Origin of the sequence: Prevotella fusca JCM 17724 (assembly GCF_001262015.1) — a bacterium.
Taxonomy (GTDB): Bacteria; Bacteroidota; Bacteroidia; order Bacteroidales; family Bacteroidaceae; genus Prevotella; species Prevotella fusca.
In genome coordinates this window covers 1,706,704-1,732,238 of the sequence record NZ_CP012074.1, presented here as the reverse complement: position 1 = coordinate 1,732,238, position 25,535 = coordinate 1,706,704, and the positions used below count along the sequence as shown (strand labels likewise).

Genomic DNA, 25,535 nt, shown 5'->3' with positions numbered 1-25,535 from the left:
TTCATCAGTAACCTTTTCAGATACCTTTAGGTAATTATCAGTCACCTTGTCCGCATTCTCTTTCACAGACTTCTCTTGCTCCGACACGACCTTCGGCTCTATTTGAATGCTCTTGAAATCAAATGTATGTCATTCCTTGCGGGTTATTATATCTTGTATAGTTATAGCGGAAATTATAATGTTATCATTTTTGTTTATTATTAAAGGCTGCCTTAAGCGAGTAGAGGCTGCTTTGCTCGGTCACGCCAACGAATAATATCCTGTCAGCCATTTCGCAAAGCCATCTATTCCTTATCATTGCTGTGTTCTTTGACTGACGTGCAGCATTACTTACAGAAATAATCAATAGTCTATTTTGAGTTAACGCTTCTTGTAATTCCTTAGGGATAACTTTATACATTCGCCGGGCAAGAACAAGAATAACAGGTTGGCTGCCCTTCAACAAAAAATGAAGTACATCTTGTTCCAACTTACTGTTAAATCCACTGACGACACACTCCCCACGACTGCGCATATCCGTTGCCCAATCATATACACGCAACACCATCTCGGAAGATATGTTGCTCGATGCAAGGAAAGCTGTCTTTTGCAATTTCAACAGTTTCTGATTGCCAAGATATTGCGTGTGGACTATCATTGATTATTCTCCTCGTTATCCTTCTTCTTATTGTTCCTGCGTGGCGTGATACGTTTCAGGTCTTGGTCGAGTTGTTTGATGCTATCAAGATGCTCTATTTGCCGTTGCTGCTCTTTGTAAGCAACATATTCCTTTGTAGCCTTAGAAACTGCCAGCTTGTGAGAAATTGTACCAGCATGCTCAAGGATATTCTTTTCGTTCATGGTTAGTACAAGGCGTAGTTTCTGAACCCAATCACGCATATACATCGGCTTCTCTGCCATAGCCTGTGCCTCAGCGTATGCAAGGAACTGTTCTACGATAAGTTTTAACTGACCGATTTCTTTCTCATTCAGATAGTTCTTACCTATCAAGGCATCATTCTTAGTAACTTTTCCCTCTTTTTCCGTAGAAGTAAGTCCCATCATTGGCAGTGAAGCATTGGCACGATAATAGACAAGCTCGGCTGCGGTCTTTCCGCTGACAGCCCAAAGCAACTTGTTTTGCACTTCCTTGAAGAAAGCCAATGTCATTTCAGCCGATGGATTATAGTCGATGCTTGTTGCATAGATATCCTTTATCTGCTGATAAAACACTCTTTCTGAAAGACGTATTTCACGAATACGATCTAAGAGTTCCTTAAAATAATTGTAAGACGAACCTGTCTTGAACCGCTCATCGTTCAGTGTAAAGCCTTTGATGATATATTCTCTGAGCCGTTGTGTAGCCCAAATACGGAACTGCGTGCCCTCTTGCGACTTCACCCGGTAGCCCACCGAAATGATAACATCAAGGTTATAATAATCTATATTTCTGGTAACCTCCCTATTTCCTTCTGCTTGAACTGTTGCAAAATTTGCAACAGTTGCTTCTGGAGATAACTCTCCCTCTTCGAACACATTCTTCACATGTCGTGAGATAGTAGATTTATCACGACCGAAGAGTGTTGCCATCTGGTCTAATGACAGCCACACGGTTTCCTTTTCAAACCGAACATCTATCTTTATATTTCCATCTGCCGACTGGTAGATGAGCATATTGTCGTTGTTGTCTGCTTCCATTATTCTTTTATTAAATTATTGTTCCTCTCAGTAAACACTTTACCCTCATTAAATAGGAGTGTTGGATCTTCTATTACTATTCTTGGACATTTCTAACCAGTTCATTGCCAATAAGTTATATAAAAAAACGCTTCGTAAATGACAAAATAAAGTAGAAGATTGGACCACTTTTGGACATTTTACTTATCATATCTCCCCGCGTTTTTTCATTTCTTTTATTCCTAAATCAAAGGCACGAGCAACCAAAGCTGAGTTTTTAATATATTTTTCTGCTATCTTATATGTGGTAGAAGCCCCCTCTCCTTCTTTGATTAAGAGTTGATAAGCAACTAATTTATCAATAACAGTCCTTACTTGACGACGTGTCAGATGACCATCTAATAACTTTGCAAAGTCCTTCATTTTGGCTTTACCAAACTTTGTAAGGTGAGGCATGATTACCGACATTACTTGATTTATTCCCCAGTCGTCTTTTTGGCTGTATTCTCCTTCTTGACCGCTAAATTCGTAATAGCTTTTAGATAAAATATAGTATGTACCTCTTGTCCTGCCACGTTTCTCTATTAGTCCGCAACTTAATAATTTCTCTATACTATCTTTTTCAACACTCTGCGATTTTCCTTGTCTTACTTCATTTAAGGATATCACGTCAAAAACGGATAGTCTATCTTCTTCTGCTAAATCTCTTTGTTCCGATTCTAAAAACATTGCAAAAGCCTTATCCTTGATGACCGCTGAAAGATGCAACTCCACTCGGAAAGAGTCACTATGAGAATAATCTGGGCTATCTTTTCCTTCTGACAATGTGTTCTTAAATATTTTATCTATACCTTGCCCCGATCGTTCCACAATACCTGTTTTTTCTAACACGTCTGCCAATAGTCTGTTTCTTGGAGTACTTTGAACTCTTAATAAATTATCAATACTTACACCTAAAGGGAAACCTCCAGCATTCATTACAATTAATTTTTGTGGGTATTGCTTAATTACAGTTTCGCTTGTACGCCTGTAGTCTCTATGAGCAATAGCATTATTAATGGCTTCACGAATCACATCTTCATTAAAGAAGGGAATATTGAATATATAGGAATTATCATTCACATCAATCTTGTCATTCCTCAAATTAATATCATGCCATAGCATGTCTATCATTTTATAGAATGGTTCACTGTAAGTATACCTATTGTCATATGGAACCAAGTTCTCGGATTTACGATATTCCAATATTACGGAGGCCTGGGGTAATAATTCAATGAGTTTCTCTCGTTTGCCAACAAGAATCAATGCTGCATAAGTAACTTTACCTTCTTTCATAAGTTGCAAGTCACTTAAGACCTGCTCGTCAGGTAGTGTTAAGAAATTAGGATTTTTCTGTTTTGTTGCATACTTCTGTTTCAGAATCCGAATCGCTTCTGTATCCAAATCATTTATGGAAACCGTGCTACATATCTCGGAAGAAAAGTCTGGTTCTTGTTCCTGTAGAATCTTAAAGATTTCCTCATCAGACATAGGCTTCAATTCTTCTCCGACTCGCATCAATGGGACATCTTCAAATCTAAAAAGCTTTCCGATAGGTCGTCCCGGAACATCTATCACTAATACACGTCCTTCCTTCGTAGTTTCATCTTCATAGAGTTCATAAATACTCGGGCGGATTGATGTATCTCTATAAATATTGCTTTCCAATTCTCCAATAGCCCCTTTATTCTGTTTTGTACCCACCACCTGATGTGGATAGGCATCTTCCATTCCAAGCACTAAATATCCACCACCTTCATTACAAAGAGCAGTAACATAACCTAAGATACACTTTCTTCTGTCCTTAGGATTGGGTTTAGAGCCACCATCATAAGCGAAATTGCCTTGTGCAGCCCGCTTAAATTCAACCTTATCTTCAGACTCTCTCAGAGTTTTCAAGTGTTCTATTGTGAGTTTACTCATAATTTACTTATCTCTTTTAGTTATGGATTCTTTCACCGTTTCGGGGAGTCCTTCGTATAAGGACTCTATCTCTTTTGGTTCGGTAATCATGCGCTCGGTAATGATATTCAGAAGGTGCATAAGCATGGTTGCTGTTCCTTTATCATCAACATCAAATGAAATAACACCCGGGTGGACAGCCTTGTTACCTACAACGCGTACAACGTCTAACGCTTGCTGAACTGCTTGTGGTAGCCCTTTCTTAACAAGGATACCTATATTTTTATTTATATCCCGATCTGTTTCTCCCAATTCATTACACAATCTGTCTATTGCCAATCGCAATAGTGCGCAGGCTGCCCTTGGAGACTTATTGTAAATCGTTCCTGCTTCGTTATATAGCTGCTTCACGCTTTCTGGCATATCAGCGTTAGGCTCCTCAGCAACGATATCTGGATAAATGTAATCATCATTTATCCAGATTATCTTCTTTCCACAGTTCACACATCTTGCAATGAAAAGTTCGTTTAAGTATTCATTATAGAACCCTCTTTGAGCGACAAACTGATTATCTTCATCATGTCTATGCCAACTAAATTTCATTAAAGATAGCGTATGACAATGCGGACACGTAAATGTGTCCTTATCACGTGCCGGAGTTACATATTTCTGATTCATATTCCTTTGTATTAGTTATTCTTCGTTTAATTCGTCGCCCATACGATATTTAATGTCGTAGTTGATGATGAAATCTAACTCTTCTTCTGTAAAACCATAATGAGAGGCAAGGAGTTTATCTATTTCATTAATGATAGGTTTAGAGAGCTTGGGATAGTATTCATCGTATTCTACACGCCCAGTAGCTTTATATGTACATGATTTTCTACCTTTCTTTAATTCCAAATCATTCATTAAAAGTATAACTCGTTTTTCGAAAGCCTTATTATAAGAGTAGTCATACGGCATTGAACCAATAACGGTTTTAGTGAAATTATGTCCATCTGAATAGTTGATATAAAACCAATAAAATAAATTTGAATTCATTAGTCCTACAAACATCTCTTTTTGGTATTCACTTTTAATATAGAAGTATTTATCACCAGTAGATTCCTTAACTTGTTCTCCCCAAAAAAAAGATTTATGATCTAAAATTTTACCAAAGTAACCATATCCATATCCATAATAAACATAGTTTTCATTTTTAGTCAGACTTTCGTAGTATTTAATACTTTTTGATTGTGACCAAACTTTATCCATTATAGATTCCTCTAATTGTGTACATATTTTTATAACCGAGAAGTCTTTTCGGGAAGATTTCGATTGATGATACGATATCGTATCGAAAATATACTTCCTACAAGTAGAGTAAAACTTATTATATCCTGTTGTTGCCACTATTTCTGAAGGCTTTCCAACTTCCATTATGGGTATAACTACACGTATATGCTGCAGATTATCAAATAACTTTCCTGGTCTATCATCAAAAAATGATAATGCAGAATATTTTGCAGCATTAAAATACATGTTTTGAAAAGAGAGCATTCTTGGTGTACAAAAAGCAGACATTTGAATTATCATGCCATTTCTTGTTCCTGTATGTGAAATTTTTATAGTTCGTTCAATAACATATGCATATAAATTACCCGAATCTATACATTTGAAATGGTTTAGAGTATAGATTTTTTTTATTTTACTATACTCCACATACGGCGGATTACCAATAATCACGTCGAATCCTCCGTGTTCATTGATAATTTCGTAGAATTCAGCAAGCCAGTGGAAAGGTTGGTGAGATTGGTACCAAGCGTTATAACCTTTGGCTGATTCTACCGCACCATACATCTTGTGGTTTAATAAGTCGTTAAGTGTGTTAAGGCGTTGATATAGTTCACCCTTTGCTTTCTTAAAGGCAGCCATATCTTCAGCTTGATGGAGCTGAACATCTTTAAAGATTTCGTAGGTACGTGACACCTTGTCCATCTCATCGTTTACTTTTTCCTTGAATTCTTCACGAGCATACATATCTCCTTCTATCAAGTCGCGTTCTAATTCCTCTTGCGTTGCATAGCCCACAAGCGTATTGCCACAGCGAATATTGAAGTCAATATCTGGTAGTGGGTCGAGTCCTAAATTTGGGTCATGTTTGTCTACTTCAACTACTGCTACCATCTTTAGGAACAAACGTAGCTTGGCTATCTCTGTCGCTTCGACCATAATGTCGACACCATAGAGATTGCGGAGAATGATGCTCTTATAGATGAAGTATTGTATGTTAGAACGATATTTATGTTCAACCTCCTGTAGCTCTTGTTTGAAGAGTAGAGGGTTCTTTGCATTGAATTCCTGCATACGATTGATGCACACCTCATAGAGCGGCTCAAGGATGTTGAGCGCAGCAAAGAGGAAAGCCCCCGATCCGCAGGTAGGGTCGAGTATTGTAACATGCTGCAATGCATGATAGAAATGCTTTACAAACAGATGATCTTGTGTGTTTGCAAGATAATCAGTTACAAACTGCCGTATGTTGAGGTTGTAAGTGATAAAGTCATTGACGTTAGTGATTTCTCCCTTTGTGATTTTCTCTTTAATGTTGTTGTAACGTTGTAGTCGCTCAATGGTCTCACGCCAAATCTCTGTAGGCAGAGCAAATGCTTCAGGTGTGCGCTCGTTCCAATGGCAACGACGTTCCAGAAGATTCGGCTTTGTGGTGTCAAGTCCTGTTGCTATTTCCTCAGGAATAGTTTGGTCAACTCCTTTCTTCATAGCATCGAAGATATACTTATCACCGCTCTCTTTCAGATACAGCCATAGTTCGCTGTTTGCACGGAAATGCTTTTCGTCTTTACGTTTCACAGCGTCCATTAGGTATGGAACAATAGTGTTACGCCCGATATATTCAGTAATATCCTCCTTTGTGTAGTAAGCTCCCATTTGAGCACGATCGTTGATATATTATTCAAAAATATATCCTAAGACATCAGGATTGATATCACGTCCAGAGGCTGTCATACGATCGTCTAAATGCCAATGCCATTTATCAAAGAAGTCGAAGAGACTGATAAAAGCCTCATCAGCAATATCTAAATTAGCATATTCTCTTTCTATTTGGTGCACATCAAACATTCCGCCATTCAGATAAGGGATGCGTCCATAAATCTTTTCAAATTCATGATTGTGTTTAGGAGTGTTAAGTCCATCGTGGAAAAGATTGACAAGGAAGCCCTTATAGAATTTATTAAAGAAGCGGTCTTCTCCTTCCTGATCGCGAGTCCACTCTAATTTATGACGCAGATAATTCACGTCGCCATCGAGAAACTCTTTCTTCTGAATGAAGTAGCAGAACAACAATCGGTTGAGCATGACAGAAGCATACCACTGTTTATTCTTATTCTCCTTTTCATCAATATGGTCATCAATGCCAGTAATAAATTTAGCAAAGTTGCTATGCTCTTTTTTAAATCCAGCATAGAAGTCTTTTGTTATTTTCTCTGAATTAATGAGGAAGGCAGACTGTACCTTTTCTATGATGTCGAGGATTGTAAGGTTATCATCAAGCGAGAACGAGAGGCTTTCTATCTTTTCAAATAAGAAAGCTGCTTTATCAAGCGAGTCATACTCAATTAAGACAACATTTCTTTTCTCTACTTTCTTTACTGGAGCAATCCATAGATGATGGAGCGTTTCTGGCAGTATGAAGATACAAATATAGTTCTCTGCATTTTTGCGAATTTTATGGTCAATCTTCTTGCAGATGGCTGATGATGGTATTTGTTCGACGTGGCAATGCAAGATTTGAAAGCCCTTTCGTTCAGCAATCTGCTCTATGTGAAAGGTTGTGTTGTCTATATTTATCTCAGGTAATTGTGTGGCACCTGTAGGATTGTTCCAAAGCATTTCGCTGACGAACAATCCTTTAAAGTCGGAAGCAGTGATGTACTGATTAAATATATTTCTTTTCATTTTTTAGGCTTTTAATCCCATGGAACAGATGATAACAGGGTCTTTATGTTTAATTTTATCTTCGTCTACACGACAAAGGTTTGCATTCTCATACATTTCAATGACTGTATCGACAATATCGTCATGTGTATTGCCTGTACGCATCATTCTACCAAGGATGAATTTAGAGTTTTCCAATAACGGGTAGTTGTATACTTGGTCGATAGCAAACTTTAATATATCTTTCTTCTCTTGTGTATTAAAAAGATTTAAAGGCTGCTCATAATAGTGATTTAACAACTCATAGATTTTACGCTTAGTGCTGAATCGACTACCAAGGATACCTCCAACATTAGTGTTCTCGTTCTTAATACTTTTTACCGCTTTCTCAACCAATGACAGATGAACATTCTGTGCAGGTAGACAAGGCTCTTTAATGGTGCATGCCATTGTTTGTAGGATACGCTTTTGCGACTGACTAACAATATCTCCTTTGGAATTATACCACGTAAGTACGTCAAAGTCATTATAAGTGCGTGCGTAGGTAATAACACCATCCTCGTTTATATTATTTGCAGCCTTTGTAGAATAAGCGATGTTTGGTATAGCTGGAATAATACGTTTTAAGTCAGGGTTGGCATCAGTTGCATTTTTCCATATCTGATAAGCTTGTGAGCCAAGGTCGACCTCTATATCATCTTCATCTTCGTCTAAGCTACTACTATTCTCATTATACATATCACGTAGGTTCTGTTCGTTGCCTTCAAAGAAGACCTCGTCACTACCTACGATACCTGCATTTTCGTTAATTCGTTCGTTAAGGCGTGTGCGTAAGCGAATAATTTCCTCTACTTTGTCGGCAGGGAAGAAAGAATAACAATAGATTTGCTCAGAACTCTGGTCAATACGGTCAACACGTCCTGCACGTTGGATGAGTCGAATGATAGCCCATGGTAAATCATAGTTGATGATGATATGAGCATCTTGGAGATTCTGTCCTTCACTCAACACGTCAGTTGCTATCAGTATGCGTAGTTCGTTCTCTTTTGTTATATCTGCTCTGTTACTGATTGGTGAAAAGCGTTCGACAATAGCGGTTGGATTCTTCGTATCACCGGTTACTTTCTCAATATACTTGATTCCTCTCTTTTGTAGCTGCTTGTACACATACACAGCTGTGTCAGAGTATTGAGTGAATATGATTATTTTATCATCTTTGTGAGTATTACTTAATAGCTTTTCTAATTCGTTGAGTTTCTGGTCAGTCTGTGGATTCCAATCATCACATAGATTAATCATTGCAATGAGTTGGTCACAGTCCTTTTTTAACCCTTGTTTTAGTGTGCGTTTGAAGTATTTAGAGTCAATCCATTGTACATTGTTCTTTCCTATCAGACTATTGTAATATGTTTCAGCTCTTTCCATGTAGTCCTTCATTTTTTTAGGAATAGTCAGAAGACTTTTATTTGAAAGAAGCTCTTTATTATCATCTGAATCGGCAGTAATTTTGTTGATATCGGCATCTTCAATAAAATCCTCAGGGAATGTATTCTCGTCACTAACAGGCAATTTTAGTTTATTGTCAATGGCATAGAGATACACTGCATTGCGTAGGATATGGCGATACAGAGTCAATAGGAAAGCATAACCACTGCTATCCACACGTTTGAAGAAGGTGCTCTTACAGAAACCCATCATTCGTTCACCTGCGCGTGAAAGATTATCAATCAAGTTGCCTTCATATTTAGAAGCTGTTTCTGCTTTCTTTTCATCTAAATAATGTATCAGACCATAACGAGGTAATTTTAGTGATTCCATAAGAGATACCATTTCCTCTGAATAGAGCCGACTATATTGGTCGCCTTCTGTAGTCTGAAACTTGATAGCCTTAGGAATACGGTCTGGGAAATAAGACTTATGTCCGTCTTTGAATTCCAGATATTTCCGTCCATTCTTAGAATCTGTTTTAGCATAATTCTCTTTAATGAATGTACGTGTACGGCGAATTAAAAAAAGTTTCATCAGCTCTTGCCAATCTTCTTGAAATTCGCTACGTTCAAACGCTTTGATACTTCTAATAAAGTCTTCGTGCTTTTCTGCAAATTTCCGCTCACCCCCGATAGAGCGAATATAAGCTTCAGGTCGAATGCCTAAGTCTGTATCGTCATCGATAAAGAGGCGTAGCTGACTGCTAAGGTCTTTGTATTGTTTATTGTAAGGAGTTGCAGTCAATAGTAATACCTTACAATCTTGTTTCTGAATGAGGTCTCTTATGTTACGATAACGAACACCTTGGCTATTACGTAGGTTATGACTTTCATCCACAATAATAAGCTTGTAATAGCGAGCATTATCAACGTCGATGGGTTTTGCCATGGACATAATGTCAGCCTTCATGTCATATTGCTTGCGGTATTTTTCCCACATATCTTGTAAGTTGGCAGGACAAATAATCAACGTATTACTACCAAAGGTGTTTTCATACATCTTTGCAATAGCACAAGCTGTTATGGTTTTTCCTAATCCAACGACATCTCCTATCATTGCTCCACCGCGTTTCTCATTGTTAAGATGGCAGGCTGCAATCTTTACAGCTGTCTGTTGAAAGTCAAAAAGACAATTCTTAAATTCTGCAGGAATCGTAAACTCTTTAATTCCCGAACGTGCTTCTTCACTTAAGTGATATGCTGTTTTGAGATAGATGTAGTAAGGTGGAATGTCTTTATCACCAGCCCAGCTATTATCAATAATTTCTATTAACTCTTTAGTTATGTCGAGACAAAACTTATCTTCCCAACGTTCATCAAACCAATATGCTAATTTTTCAGCACTATCACTATCTCCAAATTCAGCATTCAACTCTCCTTGTTTGGTTAATCCTGAATAAGTGAGGTTACTACTACCCATTATAGCTTGAATCTTGTTAAAATTATCGTCAGGGCGATAAGCAAGATATAGCTTTGCATGAAGTGGTTCGCGTAGATATAATTTAACACATACTTTTTCGTCTTTCATCTGTTCGGAAAGGCGACGAAGCGTGAACTCATCCTGCTTGGTTGGCAATCCCAACTGAAGCTGGCGCCTGAAATTGCGTGCCACCTCCATTCTACACAGGCTTACATAATTGGCATCTGGCAAAGGTTTCTCGGTATAGAGTTGACGGATTAACTCTTCGGCAGGTCGATGCATACCTATCAACAATCGACACTTGCGGAAAAGGCGTTTGTCATCTTCATAGACGTAATCGCCTGTAAGCATGTCAACCTGATCAACCACAAGACCCCAACCACGCAAATTAAAATAACCGACGCAGAAATCTATACGCTTTACACCTACATTGGTAACTATGCCTTGCAGCCCTTCAGCAAACTTACTTTCTATATTATCATAAATTCGTGCCATAATACAATTCCTTCAATAGCCAACTACAAATCATCTGTCCACAACAAATCATCTACCTTTACTCCCAATATCTTTGCCAACTGCATGAACATTTCAACATTGGGCTGGGCAACATTCGTTACCCACTTTGATATAACGGCAGGGTCTTTGTCAAGGATTTCTGCCAGTTGTTTATTTGTCATTCCTTTCTCAGCGAGAACCACCTTCAGGCGATTGATTTTCTTACGTTCCATTCTGATGTAACTTAATTACGCCATAAAATTACTCATTATTTCTCAAAAAGTGTGCATTTTGAGCAAAAAGAAAGTTTCTTATAATCAAAAAAATGTATTCTAATTCATTTTTCTTATTATAATTTCAATTCTGGTAAGCTATTTATCGCTTCCGACTTCAACTTATCCATTGCACGAGTATATTTCTCGGTGTGCTTCAGTCCGCTATGCCCTAACAAACTGGCTACCGTCTTAATGTTTGCACCATTATTCAGTATGTTCACTGCAAAGCTGTGGCGGGCACAATGCCAACTAATGTGTTTGTTGATTCCTGCACGCTTTACCCACCGTTTTACCGATTTGCAGCAACTCTCGTATGTTGGCAAATTGAAAATGGAGGTATTCAAGTCGTTAGGTGCTTCACCTATCAATGAAAGTAATCCTTCGTTCAAAGGAATAACGACACCACTATGTGCCGAATGCCCTTTAGTCTTGTTCTGCTCAAATTTCAAAAGACGATTAGTGTAATCTATGTTCTTGTAAGTCAAGTCTTTCACATCGCAGAAGCGTAGCCCACAATACAGACAGAGGATAAAGGCTCGTCTGACATTGGGGTTCTCGTTGTCGTAATGACATTGAATCAAAGATTGGATTTCATCCATAGACAGCACATCTTTACGCAAAATCTGGTCATCCACCTTGCACACCACATCCTTGCAAGGGTCTTTCAACATCACTTCGTGATCAATAGCATAACGCACCACTTTCTTGAAACGCTGATAGATACTCTTTGCCCCTTCGCCTACACTTCTCGATTGTAGGTATTCAACAAAGTGTTCCATCATATCCCTATTTACCAAGTCAGGCTTAATGCTAAACTCATAGAGTGGGTATTGCTCTTTCAGAAAATCCTTAAAACGATTTAAGGCTATTTTTATCATTCGCAGGTCTTTCTTGGTATAGCTGTCTATGTACGCTTGGTAGTAGTCCAAGAAATTGATATCTCTATCCTTCTTCAAACGATAGCCGAGCATACTCTCCTTAAACTGTTGCTCACGCTCCGCTCGAATTTTGGCAGCCAGTGCAAGTGTTTCCTTGTTCTGTTGTCGTTCCGCTGGAGTACGAGGCTTAGCTATCAAGTACAACTGCAAGTTTTCTTTTCGCCTGTTGTGCTTAATGTGTACCTTGGGCTTACCCATCATCTTGCCTGTTTCGTACAAAACCGGATTGCTGTTTTCGTCCAAAACTGGTATTTCTTCTCTACCAAGATAATACTCCAGATAAAGACTTATCCGACCATCAGAGAGCACATTTTGCTCCAATTTCGGGTTTTCCTTTGCTTTATTTTCTAATTTTGCCATAATTGATAGTTATGTACCTAAATGCGTATCAAACTGGATAAACAATTAACTCGTTTATTTTCAGATGTTTTCTTATTTTGCAAAGATACTAAAAATTCCCGAATATCAAAGTGTACTAAAAGTGTACTTTATGACAAAAAACAGGCAAAAATGAGCAAAATCAGCAAATGCAAGAAAATAGTAAACTATTGATTATCAATATAATATATTCTTTTTGTTTCTCTTGTTTTCACGGCGTTGTACCGGGTCTGGGTACTAAGTAAAAAGCTAAGTAATTGATTACTCAATACTTAGCTTTTTCTTATTTTATAAATGTTCCCAATTTGTTCCCATTTATCTTTCTATAGCAGCAGAATTTCCTGGTTAGTAGTATATGAAATTAAGAATAAAGAGTTACCAAATGATGCCCCAATGGAGACCAACTGGAGAAATAGCTGTAGTCTTCGCTTGTAAGAATACTCCGCATCAGATTTGTGAGTAGGGATAAACTGATGATCAGTAAGATTTTCAATATTCTATTTTGAAAAAACTTTCATGATGCGATAAATTCCTCTGAAAAAAGTAATGCTTTCATTTTTATTTTTTACCTTTGTCATGTCAGATGTTTTGCTTATTATTTTTGCAGTACCAAGAAAGGTGAAATTTCTTGCATGAACAAGTGTTGTTAGGACCTTGTTTTTCTGATACTTAGGATTTTTACAAGATTTTGTGCTGCGGAATTAAGGTGAAATAATATTCTTTTATCATATGCTAAAAATCGACACACAAGTACTCGTCACGCTGAGGTATCGCTTTGATGAACAAATTTCAGAAGCGGATATTCTTGCATGGCTATATAATTTTGAGGAAAGTGATTGGGGAACAGCCCTGACATTGCTCAACCAAGTTTCCTTTTACTCTGAAACGAGGTGTGCTAATGTGTTAGAAGATGGCTTACAACAAATCATAAGAGCACATTCTGGAATGCCTATTGCAATATATCCTATTGGTGACATCGGGAAAAGCGGTGTAGTAATGGCGTACCACATTAAAAAGATTATAGGTCGATTTAATCATATCTCGTGGAGTTTTGTTGACAACAATTTCTCATACAGCGATACGCCATATCTTGTTGTTCTTCTTGATGATTTCTTAGGTTCAGGAGGAAGCGCTTGCAAATTATTAGAACAGATAACTCCCAACATACCACAAGGGAGTGTAGTTGCTTGTTTATGTGTTGCTTATATGCAAAAAGCTGGAACATTGTTATCTGTGAGAAATGTCGCTGTTTATGGAGATGTGCACCAGCCGGCTTTTGTACGAAGACATTCTGTATTTGGCTATCCTCCGAGAATGAAGGTTGTCAGAGACTTCGCTCTTAAATATGGAGCATGCCTTTATCCTAAGAAACAATATGTAAAAGGGATGGATTTGTATATTGGCCCATTGGGCTATGCCAACAGTCAATCGTTGGTATGTTTCGACCATACTACTCCGAATAATACTTTGCCTATTCTTTGGGCAAGTAAGAGGCGTTCGGATAATGGCAAGAAATGGGTTCCACTCTTCCCTCGAAGACTATTTGACAGAACACGTCGTGATGAAAGTTATGAACGGTTGAAATATAAATGGATTAGTATTGCTCAAAAAATAAGCCAAGGTCATATCAATCGTCTATTTAATGATTTTGGTCGTGAATCTATTCAATTGATTGGGTTGTTGCATGGTAAATATCATAAGCGCTCTGACTCATACATTTGTTTGTTGTTGGAAACGACTCATAAGCAATATGAACAACTCTGTGAAAATGCTGTTCAAAGGAATCTTCTCAGAGAAGACGGGTTGCTGACAGATGAAGGAAGGAGGACTTATACAAGTATACGTAAGAAAGAGTTTGAGGCAAGCTCCTTGGTAATAGATATGATAATAAAAAAAGAATATGTATATATACCCTATAAGTTTCTTGGGATTTCCAGAGATTAATCTATTAGCGAAAAAAATTGAGGACTGCTATTCCCTTGGCTATTTCCTTGATTTGTTGCAGCCCCTTGGCTGTGAGCATAGAATTAAGTATCATTAATACTGATAATAATGGCTGCCGAGGTCAGCCATTATTAACAGCCTGATCGGCTGTTATATCCAGTAGGAGTAATAGATTGATGTTATGGATTTCCCGAGAGACTCTTTTATACGACAACTGAACGGATGTAATTCTCAATTCCGTTCCTCTATTATAGAATATACAGATAACCTGATAAAGAAGGGACTGCCAGTAATATTTTCACTTAAACACTTGGCAGGCATAGTAAGTGTAGAGTATTCAGAACTTATTTCCATCAAAAACCACATTGATGGTTATTATGCATATTTTACAATCAAGAAAAAACATAGTAGTAAGAGGAGGCGGATAGTTGTTCCATATCAGAACCTAAAATGTATTCAACGATGGATATTGCATGAGATTTTGGACAAGATTCCTGTTCATCCCCAGAGTAAGGGATTTGTCAAGGGTGGCAGTACTTTTCAAAATGCAAGTCCTCATGTTGGTATGTCTTTCATACGCAAGTTTGATTTCAAGGATTTCTTCGAGAGTATAACCGTACAGCGCGTCTATGGTATCTTTTTAGAAATAGGTTATTCGCCAGCCGTGAGTCACGACTTGGCTACGTTATGCACTTTGAAATTAAAAGAAGAAAAGTACCAAAGTCTTAGGGGGTACAAACAGAGTTGTTTCAGATATTTGTATAATAAGCCTAAGGCGGTTCTGGCACAAGGTGCTCCAACAAGCCCAGCTTTAGCTAATCTGATATGCCGTGGATTAGACAGCAGATTAGCAAAATTTGCCGACTTGAACGGAATACATTACACTAGATATGCTGATGATTTGACATTCTCTGCGAACGAACTTGAGAAACTTCCTACACAGAGTTTTCTCAAAAAGATAGTTGAGGAGGAATCACTAAAGTTGAATTATAGCAAGACAGGAACTTATGGACCTGAATCTCGTCAAATGGTTACAGGTATTCTTATAGATGGAGAAAAACCTCGTGTACCTCAGAAGTTCAAGCGACAAATCTATAGACATCTTCATTTTTGTGAGAAGTATGGAACCCAAGCACATTTTGATCACGTAATGCCGGGATATTCTCATGCCCGCCAATGGCTGTATGGTAAAATACTGTATGTTTATTCCATTGAACCTGAGATCGCCAAGGATATGATTGCAAAGGCTAATGCGTTAGATTGGAGCTTATTGTGATATGTATAGCAGAATTTGCAAATGGAGTTGTTGGAGCTGTGTTAGTTTATTACTGTTCGCTAGCCCAATAACCTGTATGGCTCATCTCTTTGTTTATTAGGGATGAGCTATTTTCATCTTTGAAAAGACCATGCTATGTAATTTCCTTGCATTGTGGAGGAGATATTTCTTGCTCCATAAAGTACTCTTTTCAGTTGTTCTCAGGCTGTCCAAAAAAGGAATCCATATTGATATAATACCTCAATTCCGCAGCGTTTTTCCTTGTGATGCGATTTTATATGTTGAGATGTCTTTTTGTGGCTCTATATGTTGTTATGAGGATTATCGGGGCTTCCTGGGTCTTGCCGAAGCATGAAATCCCCCACCCAAACCAATGGGGAATATGAGAACCACAAAGAAATGCTGCTTATTCAAGGAATATGTCAGAGTAGTATGCTTTGTTTGTATACAGGTTCAGAACGTTCCGCCTTCCTGTTCTCACCCATTTTGCCGGCACGCTGACAAAATGCAGGATAAAGGCTTTCAGTCTGCTTGTCTTTTTCAACGGCTTGACCTTTTCGCTGATATAACGGACGAGGTGGAGATAAAAGTTCTTCAGCATGGCAGTAACCATCATGAAAACCATGTTCTCATCCATGAAGGAAAATGGCAGATGCGACCAGCCGAAGTCATTGTTCTGTATGTCGAAGTTCTTTTCGCTCGCTCCACGTTCATTGTAGAATGTAATGATGTCCTTCTCTGTGGATGTCCGGTTGTTGGTAAGGATACAGCGGTATGTGTATATCACTCCGAACATATCCGTCTGTTCCCTGCCGTGCCTGTCTTTCAAGGGAGTACGCTGTACGACAAGCCTGTATGACTTTCCTTCGATGAGGTTGTCCATGCTGACGGAGGTGACATCGCACCTCTCATAACCAACCTCAACGCCCTTCCATTCTTCCAGCTGGCGGAAGTCCTCGCACCGGCTGCCGCAGTTGGCAGCACGTATATAGAACGTGTTGCAGCGCTGCTCTACGGTTCGGATGATTTCCTTCGAGAACGACCCGCAGTCGGCACGGAAACGCTCTATCACAACACCAAGCTCGGAGGTAACACGGTCCATAATTCGGCGAAGCGTGTCCTCCTGATGGAATTTCACATTGGTGTTTCCGTCACGGTTCTCACCTCCGACTATGATGCCCCCGATGGAAGCCCAGCCCGGGAAATAGCCATGGTCCTGCCTGTAGGAATACTTTGCATCGAACTTGTGGGCAGGAACAAACTGGTGGTCAAAGTCCAGGTCAACATGGCTGCCCGCCTTTATAAGCCCCATTCTACGTATCATACGTAAAAGTAAGGTGTTCAGCTTCTCTGCAGTGTTGAAACTGTAGGACCTGCCGGAGGTTTCGCTCTTATAGACAATGTTCTCTTCAGCAAGCTCCTTCAGTCCGCGCCCCACAGTGTCGGCGCCGGGTAACAGCGTACCAGGTCTCTGCCTGAACTGCCCTGTAAGCGCATTGATGTCCTCAAGGCAATCCCCACCGCAAAGGTAGCTGAAGAAGAGAGAGCCCAGGATGCTTCCATGGCTGAATGCCTTGCCGCTGCATCCGCGTCTGCCCAACACGGATTCGGTAAGTTTTTCAAAGCCCAACCTTGAAAAAACGTCCATGATGTGATAAATTCCTCCGAAGGAAGTGATATTCTCGTTTTTAATTGCTACCTTTGTCATGTCAGATTTTTGCTTGCTTATTTTTTGATAGCACTAAGATAGGTGAAAATTCTGACATATCCAAGTGTTTTGAGGACTTTGTTTCTCAGGCACTTGGAGTTCTCAAAAGAAATTATGCTGCGGAATTAAGGTTAAAATCCAGTTCTCGGCACGGATGTTTTTACTTTTATTGCTATTTTGTTTGCTTTTATCAGAAACAAAGCCTATATTTGTTGCCTTAATACTTTGAAAGTTATACCGAATGAAGAAGCTACTACTGACCTGGCTCCTTGGACTTGTCAGTCTTAATGCCATCGCACAACAACCCTGTAAATGGGAAGAGTTGCTTGATGAACTCTATGCCAATACCGAAGAAAATACAACAGTGAAGGAGGAAACTTTTGAACTGCTGGCTGGGCTTGCAGAACATCCACTGAACATCAATACGGCAACACGGGAAGAACTGGAACGCATCCCATTCCTGACGGCTGAACAGATTGAGGAACTGCAAGCCTACGTTTACCAGTATCATGGCATGCAGTCATTGGGCGAGCTTGCCATGATTGAATCCCTTGATGTGGTACGCCGCCAGCTTCTTCCTTATTTTGTCTATGTTTCTCCAGCAGAAGAACGCAAACAGTTCCCCTCTCTTAAATCTATATTGAAGGGTGGAAAACACACGTTGATGTTTACTTCTCACATTCCTTTCTATAAGCGGGAAGGCGACTGCAACGGCTATATCGGCTATCCGTATGCCCATTCTTTCCGTTACACTTTCCGTTATGGCGATTATGTTCAGGCAGGAATTGTGGGTGCACAAGATGCAGGTGAGCCATTCTTTGCGCATGGCAACAGTCTGGGTTATGACCATTACAGCTTTTACGTGCTGTTAAGGAAGATGGGGCGGGTGAAGGCTTTGGCGGCAGGACGATACAAGGTGAATTTCGGACAGGGACTTGTCATCAACAACTCTTTCTCCTTTGGGAAACCTGCCATGCTCTCAACGCTCGGCAGACAGTCCACAGGAATCCATACACATTCATCCCGCTCGGCAGCCAATTATCTGCAGGGAGCAGCTGCAACCGTGGAGATGGTAAAACATCTCGACCTCACAGCTTTCCTTTCCTACCGAACCATTGATGCCACACTCTCTGACAGTGGCACCATCAAGACGATACTCAATACCGGCTATCACCGTACAGAACGAGAGATGAACCGAAAAGATGCTGCCTCACAGTTTGTCGCCGGGACACATCTGAGCTGGTCATCGGGTGCTTTTCGTGTAGGATTGTCAGCTCTTTACACCTGTCTCGATAAGGAACTGACGCCCAACACCTCATTATATTACCATCATTACGCTCCGTCGGGCAATAACTTCTGGAACGTCAGTGTGGACTATGGCTATCAGCATCCCCACTGGTCATTGGCTGGTGAGACGGCAGTGGACGGCAAAGGGAGTATTGCCACAGTGAATAACCTCTCCTTTCAGGCTGCACCTAACCTGTCACTCCTTGCTATCCAACGATATTATGGCTATCAGTACACGGCACTTCTTGCACGTGGATTCGGTGACAACGGAGCGGTTCAGAACGAGAGCGGAATCCTTGTAGGGGCTGACTGGAACGTGACACGTGGCTTGTCGCTCATGGCTTACACTGATTTCGTTTACTTCTCACATCCTCGTTTTAGTACACATACTGCCAGTAAGGCGTGGGACAATCTGCTGATGCTTACCTATATCCGTCAACGCTGGTCACTTCTGGCACGTTACCGGCTTCGGATACGTGAGAAAGACAATGCCGAGAAGACTGCCCTTGTGAACGAACTGACGCAGCGCGGACGTTTCTCACTGACTTATTCTGCCGATTCATGGAGTTGTAAAAGCCAGTTGGATATAGCTGCAAGCAGTTATCTAAATCGAAGTTTCGGCTATATGTTAAGTGAGTCAGGCATATGGATGCCGCTCTCATGGCTCAGTCTTACCGGCACATTAGGCTACTTCCACACAGCCGACTTCTCCTCCCGCATCTACATCTATGAGCGTGGTCCGCTTTACTCCTTCAGTTTTCCGTCCTTCTTTGGCAGGGGAATGCGTTATAGTCTCTTTGTACGGGCTGACTTTTCAAGCCATCTTATGCTCATCCTTCGCAGTTCAACCACCCATTACTTCGACCGTAACCACGTCTCTTCCGGGCTTCAGCAGGTCAACTCTTCAACACTAAGTGGACTTGATATCCAACTTCGATGGCGATTTTAAGTACTTGTCCCGTATGTAATTGCTATCCATAAAGTAGATGGCAGGGGCTGTTATTCGCCAAAGGCATCGTAGTTTCCCATACGTAGGAGCATCGGGAAATGGCGTCGATAGCGATAAAGGGGGAAATCTCCTTCGTCCCCAAAAGAAGTAAAATCAAATTGATGCGTTGCTTGATATTTTGCGGACGAATTGTGTTCATCAACATAAATATTGGACAGGCATGGCTGCCCGTCATACATGTTAATGAGGATGTTATAGGCATACTTGTATCCTTGTCCTGCTTCAAAACTCAGTTCTATACCCTCCTCCCCTGCTGTTATATTCTCAAAACTCAGCATTGTTTCAGCTTCCGTGTTGCGAATAACATTGGTGTAAACCCATCGTCTTCCCTTGTATTCTATCGCAAGAAGGCGGTCGGTGAAAATCGAATCCGTAATAATGTCAACAGCTGTCGTCATGGTTATCGGAGATAGAACAGCGGCATTCATCCCTTTGAATGATGCTTCTCCCATCTTTACATAAAAGTTAGATATCCGAAATCCTTTCCATGTATAAAATCCCTTCCAACGGTTTGGAGTAGGACAACTAAGCTGTATCGTATTATTCACAAAACTTGTCAAGTGCTGAATCGGCTTCCCATAATATCCTGTTACAGTATCAGTCTCGGCATCATACCCGTATTCTATCAATGGGGTTCCTGACTTTTCACTTGTCTCAGCTGTGTCGGACGGAAGGCTGCAAGCCATGCAATTAGCTGCAGCCAACATAAGTAATAAAAAGGAACACACCTTTCTTTTCATATTCCTTACTCTTTTTCGTTTTATAATCTACCATCGATTATGTCATTTCCATTGCCTGCAAAAGTAATTAAAAATAATGATATAAACAAGTTGGGAGTACTACAGAAATATTCTTATACACCCCTGTTGCAAGAAAGTCTGTCCGAAATATATTGGTCATGCCAACAAAGGTTTTGCAAGCAAGTTTACTGCCATCCAACTTATACAACAAGGTGTATACAAAATGAAAGCTGATTTTCTAACATCCAAGCCGTTGTGCTTTATTGAGCAATAACAGTTTCAGACGTTCTGCCATTGCTGACTGTCAAGCTGTCGGCAACATACAATCCGAAGCAGCCTTTATGGGTATAAAGCGTGCAGGGTGTACCCATAGGGCAATTCAGGTTCCAACGCATACGGAAGACAAGCTCCTCATTTGTTCCTGGAAATACGATACGATAAAACGATCTTCTGTAGTATCTTGAAGAGATACCAAGATACGCTTTCACCACAGCCTGCCGCTGCACCATCCTATCCTTGCCAAAACAACCGTTCGTATAACATACTGCAAAGGTAAGAAATCCTATCATCACAGGAATTAGTAAAAAATAAACAAATGTAGAGATGGAGAAAACGGCATACTTATCTGTCACGCTTTCTTTCCTGCTCTTACACATTACCGTTACAATACTGAGCACGAGGACACTGCCTGCAGTCAGATATTGACAATCAGTGCTTGAGAGTGTGAACGGCAGTATCGTGTTACATCCTAACTTTCCGATTTCTACATAGCTTAAAAGGACAACAGAAACACCATAGGAAATCAGAGCGATTACCAGATATATCAGCAACAAAAAGAACGAGCTCAGAATCATCCTTGGCAGCTTCACTTTATTTATGTTTTCCCAGCGGTGCTTATCATCAACCAGCCAGTCTGCCCAATTATCATCCTTTATTTCTTCCATAAGCGTTCGTATAACCGACAAACGGGGATATATGCCTCATGACATATCCCCGTTCTGGTTGTTTCTTTCCTGCAAACACAAATCAATCCAACTCCTGGAAAGCCTTGAAAATCTTTGCAGCAATCTCCTGCTGCTCCTCAGCCCCAACCTGTACATGATGCTTGAAGTCTACATCAGCCTCGCTGTTCATTGGCAGGAGGTGGATGTGTGCATGATTGACTTCCAGTCCCAATACAACCTGCGCCACCTTCTTACATGGGAAGACAGTCTTTATGGCACATGCCACCTTCTTTGCAAAAAGCTCGAAGGCAGCAAGGTCATCATCCTCCATGTCGAAGATATAGTCAACCTCCTTGCGGGGAATGACAAGCGTATGCCCCTTTGTTACCGGGTCAATGTCGAGAAAAGCATAGAACTTCTCATTTTCTGCACACTTGTAGCTGGGAATCTCACCCGCTGCAATCTTACTGAATATTGTCATACGGACCTCCTTGTTTTGTTGTTAAGCATCAATTGAGATTTTGTCAATGCGCAGAACTATCGTGCCACGTGGAATCTTGATTTCAACCTCCTCACCTACTTTCCTGTTCAACAAGCCCTGTGCGATAGGAGTCTTGATTGAAATCTTGTTCTGCTTCAGGTTTGCCTCCGTTTCACTGACGATAGTGTACTTCATCTTGGCATTGGTCTTCATGTTTGTCATCTCAACGGTAGACATAATCTGTACGGCATCAGTGCTCAGTCGTGACACATCCACAATCTTTGCCTGTGCCACGGTCATCTTCATTTCAGCGATGCGTGCCTCAAGATGACGCTGTGCCTCCTTGGCAGCATCATATTCCGAGTTCTCACTCAAGTCACCCTTATCGGCAGCTTCGGCAATAGCAGCTGATGCCTTCGGGCGTTCAACAGATTCTAAATACTGCAAATCAGCCACGAGCTTGTCGTAGCCTTCCTGTGACATATAAGCCATAATATCTTGTTTTAAAAATTAATCGTTTTTCAATAGACATAAAAAAGGCAGAATTCCAACATCGTTCTTATGAATGCCGGAATCCCATATCCTTAAATGCCTTAATCTCTTTATTTTCTGCAAAGATAGCCTTTAAAAATGACATGGCAAAGTTTTATTGGTTAAAAATAATTTCCGATGAAATACGACACCGTCCGAAAATAGATAAAAAAGACTGTTTACTGGCGGGTTCAGAGAAATTCGTTTCATAATAACCCAGCCATGACTGGTTTCAATTCCTTGTGCCTTTCAGCAATAGAAAATGTATGGTTCTTCCTGGGTTTGGAGTGATAAAGCCTACAAAAACAGAAGGAAAGTACTGACCTCATCACAAGATTATATTAAATTTCACTTTGCTGTCATTTTAACATTTCGCATAAACACCTTGTAAATTAACCAGTTAAATATTCACGATGGATGACAGAAGTGACAGGAAAGTCAGTTTTGAAGTAGTCGCTTCAACCCAAACTCTAAGAGCCTGTACAGATTTCGTTTTAGCTTTAACGCCTTCATTCTTCAATTCTATAGTGGTTGAAATATCACCCGAAGTATCTGATGAACCGAAAGTATCTTTCTTTTTTTTGTTATCACTTGCAAATATAAAAATTACTGTCTATATTTGCGGCATATATCTACCATGATGAGCAAGCGTGCTTTATAACCCTAATTACTAACTAATTATAAAGGAGATTCTATTATGAAAGCGTTTGCAATGTTAGGAATTGGAAAGTCTGGATGGATTGAGAAAGACAGACCTGCATGCGGTCCGTTGGACGCCATCGTAAGACCGTTAGCCGTTGCCCCATGTACGTCTGACGTGCATACAGTCTGGGAAGGTGCAATCGGGGAGAGAAAGGACATGATTCTCGGACACGAGGCAACGGGTGAAGTTGTTGAAGTAGGTTCAATGGTAAAGGACTTCAAACCTGGAGACAGAGTACTCGTTCCAGCCATTACTCCTGACTGGAACTCACTGGAAGCACAGGCTGGCTATTCCATGCACTCAAACGGCATGCTTGCCGGGTGGAAGTTCTCGAACTTCAAGGATGGTGTGTTTGCTGAATACTTCCATGTCAATGATGCCGATGGCAACCTGGCATTAATTCCTGACGGCATGGACCCTGTTGATGCCGTGATGCTCTCTGACATGGTGCCTACAGGCTTTCATGGAGTTGAGCTTGCTGACGTGAAGTTCGGAGATGAAGTGCTCGTCATCGGTATCGGACCAGTAGGTCTGATGGCTGTTGCAGGCGCTGCTCTTGCAGGTGCGTCCTTTGTCTATGCTGTCGGCAGCAGAAAGGTTTGTGCTGACGCTGCACGCAAATATGGAGCGAATGAGATTATCGACTACCACAACGGACCTATTGCCGAGCAGGTGATGAAACTGACCAAGGGGCGTGGCGTAGACCGTGTTGTCATTGCCGGAGGAACGGTTGACACCTTTGCCGAGGCTGTCACGGTTCTCAAGCCCGGTGGAACCATCGGCAATGTCAATTACTTAGGTGCAGGCGATACTATCAACATTCCACGTGTTGAATGGGGTGTCGGAATGGGACATAAGACCATCAGGGGCGGACTGATGCCCGGCGGACGCCTTCGCATGGAGAAACTTGCCAGAATGGTCATGTCAGGCAGACTGAACCTTTCACACCTCGTGACACACCGCTTCAATGGATTTGAGCACATGGAGGAATCTCTTAACCTGATGAAGGACAAACCACGCGACCTCATCAAGCCCGTTGTCGTGATTGAGGAAAGTTTGTTTTAATCTGTTACTTTATCATGATTTCTGCTTGACATAAGTCAATAAATTACATATAACATAAAAAAGATGCTGAAAAACTTGCAAGTATAAGAAATACTGCTTATCTTTGCAACGTGTTTTTCATAGTATTAGATTTAAGGTTAACAAAGGTTGGACTACAGCGGTAGTCCTTTTTTTATGCCTTTTAGTTTGCTATTAAAAACATTCCTCCACTAAATACAAGCTCACACAACTGCTTAGCAGCACCCGACAAACATCTTTCCTCTTAATTTATTTATTAATGTCATGCTACATTATCAATAACACTCAAGAAGTCTTCTTCTCGTTTCCCACCATTGCGTTGTTGTTCATCACCAGTGGTGCTAATGGTAAACACCAATGGTGCGGATGGTGAACACCAATGCTATCAACCACAAAACAGCTTGCCGTAGGTAGCTAAAACGGAAGCAACTTGTCATAAAGAAAGAAACATAAGATTAAGTTGCAGTAGAAAAAATATGATATATCATTAATTATCATGTTTTTTCTTTATCTTTGTGCTATAAATACTTACCAAGGAATGAATACTCTAAAAACATTTTTCTTCATGCTTTCTCTGTTCTGTTGGGTGGGTGTAAAGGCGCAAGTAGGTGTGACAACACAGGAAAGCCTTTGGACTACTAAAAAGATGCCAAGACGGGGAAACTTGCAATTTACACAGCAGAAGGGAAAATGCTCTCAGATAATCTTGATAGCATTAAACAACTGAAAAACAACATGTTTATTGTCACCAAGAACAATCTGAAAGGAAGTTACGACAGTAAAGGGAAGGAATTAATACCCATTAAATACGACAAAATAGAAGACTTTGGCGATTACTGGCACTGCTTTTGGAAGGTCTACTTGAATGGGCTACAAGGTCTCTATAGCTACGAAGGAAAACAAGTGCTACCTGCAGAATACGAAAAAATATTCAGTATAGACAGAGGTTATAAAAAGTCTCCCAGTCTTATAGTAAAAGAAAAGGGCAAATATGGTATGTTCAATGCTCAAGGTGAACGTCTGATAAAGTCAGAATACGATGACGTGAAATTTGATAACGGGCATTATTGTTTCCAAAAAGGAGAGAAAAAAGACTATCTGAAAAGAGACAAACAAACGCTGCTAAAAGGTATCATAATAAAAAGTCAAATAACTAATTGGAAAGAAGAAAAGGGTGATTCCAAGCAAATATCTTATTTTATATTTGAAGATAATAACGGAAGATCGTTTTTAATTCTTTAAACGTACCACAGAAAAGGCTGCCATAAGCACTTATAATCTCTTATAAATGCCTATGACA

At 40.2% G+C, this 25,535-nt stretch carries 19 protein-coding genes; 5 read left to right on the top strand and 14 right to left on the bottom strand.

Features of this window, described 5'->3' with window-relative positions; genetic code table 11:
- Positions 1-184 precede the first annotated feature (184 nt).
- From ADJ77_RS07035 to ADJ77_RS07000, 9 genes are all read right to left on the bottom strand, one after another.
- Positions 185-637: a DNA-processing protein DprA gene (locus ADJ77_RS07035; RefSeq protein WP_025077729.1), complete on the bottom strand. Its 453-nt coding sequence runs from the start codon at positions 635-637 to the stop codon at positions 185-187.
- Positions 634-1,677 carry a virulence RhuM family protein gene (locus ADJ77_RS07030; protein WP_025077728.1) on the bottom strand — a complete coding sequence of 348 codons (1,044 nt, stop codon included), beginning with the start codon at positions 1,675-1,677 and terminating at the stop codon, positions 634-636. Before ADJ77_RS07030 ends, ADJ77_RS07035 begins: the two co-directional genes overlap by 4 nt.
- Before the next feature lie 186 nt (positions 1,678-1,863).
- Positions 1,864-3,618, bottom strand: coding sequence for an ATP-binding protein (locus ADJ77_RS07025; protein WP_025077727.1), 1,755 nt, complete (start codon positions 3,616-3,618; stop codon positions 1,864-1,866).
- 3 nt (positions 3,619-3,621) lie between these two features.
- On the bottom strand, positions 3,622-4,275 hold the full coding sequence (locus ADJ77_RS07020; RefSeq protein ID WP_025077726.1) for a DUF4145 domain-containing protein: 654 nt from the start codon (positions 4,273-4,275) through the stop codon (positions 3,622-3,624).
- Positions 4,276-4,290: 15 nt separating this feature from the next.
- Positions 4,291-6,528 carry an Eco57I restriction-modification methylase domain-containing protein gene (locus ADJ77_RS07015; protein ID WP_234398045.1) on the bottom strand — a complete coding sequence of 746 codons (2,238 nt, stop codon included), beginning with the start codon at positions 6,526-6,528 and terminating at the stop codon, positions 4,291-4,293.
- 21 nt (positions 6,529-6,549) lie between these two features.
- Positions 6,550-7,557, bottom strand: a complete 1,008-nt coding sequence (locus tag ADJ77_RS14135; protein WP_244148540.1) for a hypothetical protein — start codon at positions 7,555-7,557, stop codon at positions 6,550-6,552.
- 3 nt (positions 7,558-7,560) lie between these two features.
- Positions 7,561-10,938: a helicase-related protein gene (locus ADJ77_RS07010; RefSeq protein ID WP_025077725.1), complete on the bottom strand. Its 3,378-nt coding sequence runs from the start codon at positions 10,936-10,938 to the stop codon at positions 7,561-7,563.
- A gap of 23 nt (positions 10,939-10,961) precedes the next feature.
- Positions 10,962-11,171, bottom strand: a complete 210-nt coding sequence (locus tag ADJ77_RS07005) for a helix-turn-helix transcriptional regulator (protein WP_025077724.1) — start codon at positions 11,169-11,171, stop codon at positions 10,962-10,964.
- 116 nt (positions 11,172-11,287) lie between these two features.
- Complete coding sequence (locus ADJ77_RS07000) at positions 11,288-12,511, bottom strand: site-specific integrase (RefSeq protein WP_025077723.1); 1,224 nt, start codon at positions 12,509-12,511, stop codon at positions 11,288-11,290.
- Positions 12,512-13,258: 747 nt separating this feature from the next.
- Here ADJ77_RS07000 and ADJ77_RS06995 point away from each other — a divergent pair.
- Both ADJ77_RS06995 and ADJ77_RS06990 read left to right on the top strand, forming a co-directional pair.
- Complete coding sequence (locus ADJ77_RS06995) at positions 13,259-14,473, top strand: phosphoribosyltransferase-like protein (protein WP_025079253.1); 1,215 nt, start codon at positions 13,259-13,261, stop codon at positions 14,471-14,473.
- Between the two features lie 310 nt (positions 14,474-14,783).
- Entirely contained in the window at positions 14,784-15,749 is a 966-nt protein-coding gene (locus ADJ77_RS06990; protein ID WP_234398198.1) for a reverse transcriptase domain-containing protein, read from the top strand.
- Between the two features lie 406 nt (positions 15,750-16,155).
- Here ADJ77_RS06990 and ADJ77_RS06985 read toward each other — a convergent pair whose 3' ends face one another.
- Complete coding sequence (locus ADJ77_RS06985; RefSeq protein WP_050696182.1) at positions 16,156-17,457, bottom strand: IS1380 family transposase; 1,302 nt, start codon at positions 17,455-17,457, stop codon at positions 16,156-16,158.
- 241 nt (positions 17,458-17,698) lie between these two features.
- Between ADJ77_RS06985 and ADJ77_RS06980 the strand changes: the two genes are divergently transcribed.
- Positions 17,699-19,693, top strand: a complete 1,995-nt coding sequence (locus ADJ77_RS06980; protein WP_050696181.1) for a helix-hairpin-helix domain-containing protein — start codon at positions 17,699-17,701, stop codon at positions 19,691-19,693.
- A 50-nt stretch (positions 19,694-19,743) separates the two neighbouring features.
- On the opposite strand, the gene ADJ77_RS06975 is transcribed toward ADJ77_RS06980, so the two are convergent.
- The 4 genes from ADJ77_RS06975 to greA all read right to left on the bottom strand — a co-directional run bounded on the left by ADJ77_RS06975 (position 19,744) and on the right by greA (position 22,410).
- Positions 19,744-20,493: a hypothetical protein gene (locus ADJ77_RS06975; protein WP_025078876.1), complete on the bottom strand. Its 750-nt coding sequence runs from the start codon at positions 20,491-20,493 to the stop codon at positions 19,744-19,746.
- 260 nt (positions 20,494-20,753) lie between these two features.
- Positions 20,754-21,437, bottom strand: coding sequence for a hypothetical protein (locus ADJ77_RS06970; RefSeq protein ID WP_025078875.1), 684 nt, complete (start codon positions 21,435-21,437; stop codon positions 20,754-20,756).
- Positions 21,438-21,519: 82 nt separating this feature from the next.
- Positions 21,520-21,918, bottom strand: coding sequence for an HIT family protein (locus ADJ77_RS06965; protein WP_025078874.1), 399 nt, complete (start codon positions 21,916-21,918; stop codon positions 21,520-21,522).
- Positions 21,919-21,939: 21 nt separating this feature from the next.
- Positions 21,940-22,410 carry a transcription elongation factor GreA gene (gene greA, locus ADJ77_RS06960; protein WP_025078873.1) on the bottom strand — a complete coding sequence of 157 codons (471 nt, stop codon included), beginning with the start codon at positions 22,408-22,410 and terminating at the stop codon, positions 21,940-21,942.
- 736 nt (positions 22,411-23,146) lie between these two features.
- Between greA and ADJ77_RS06955 the strand changes: the two genes are divergently transcribed.
- Positions 23,147-24,217, top strand: coding sequence for an NAD(P)-dependent alcohol dehydrogenase (locus ADJ77_RS06955; RefSeq protein ID WP_050696180.1), 1,071 nt, complete (start codon positions 23,147-23,149; stop codon positions 24,215-24,217).
- Between the two features lie 708 nt (positions 24,218-24,925).
- Complete coding sequence (locus ADJ77_RS06950) at positions 24,926-25,477, top strand: WG repeat-containing protein (RefSeq protein ID WP_025078871.1); 552 nt, start codon at positions 24,926-24,928, stop codon at positions 25,475-25,477.
- The last annotated feature ends 58 nt before the right edge of the window (positions 25,478-25,535 follow it).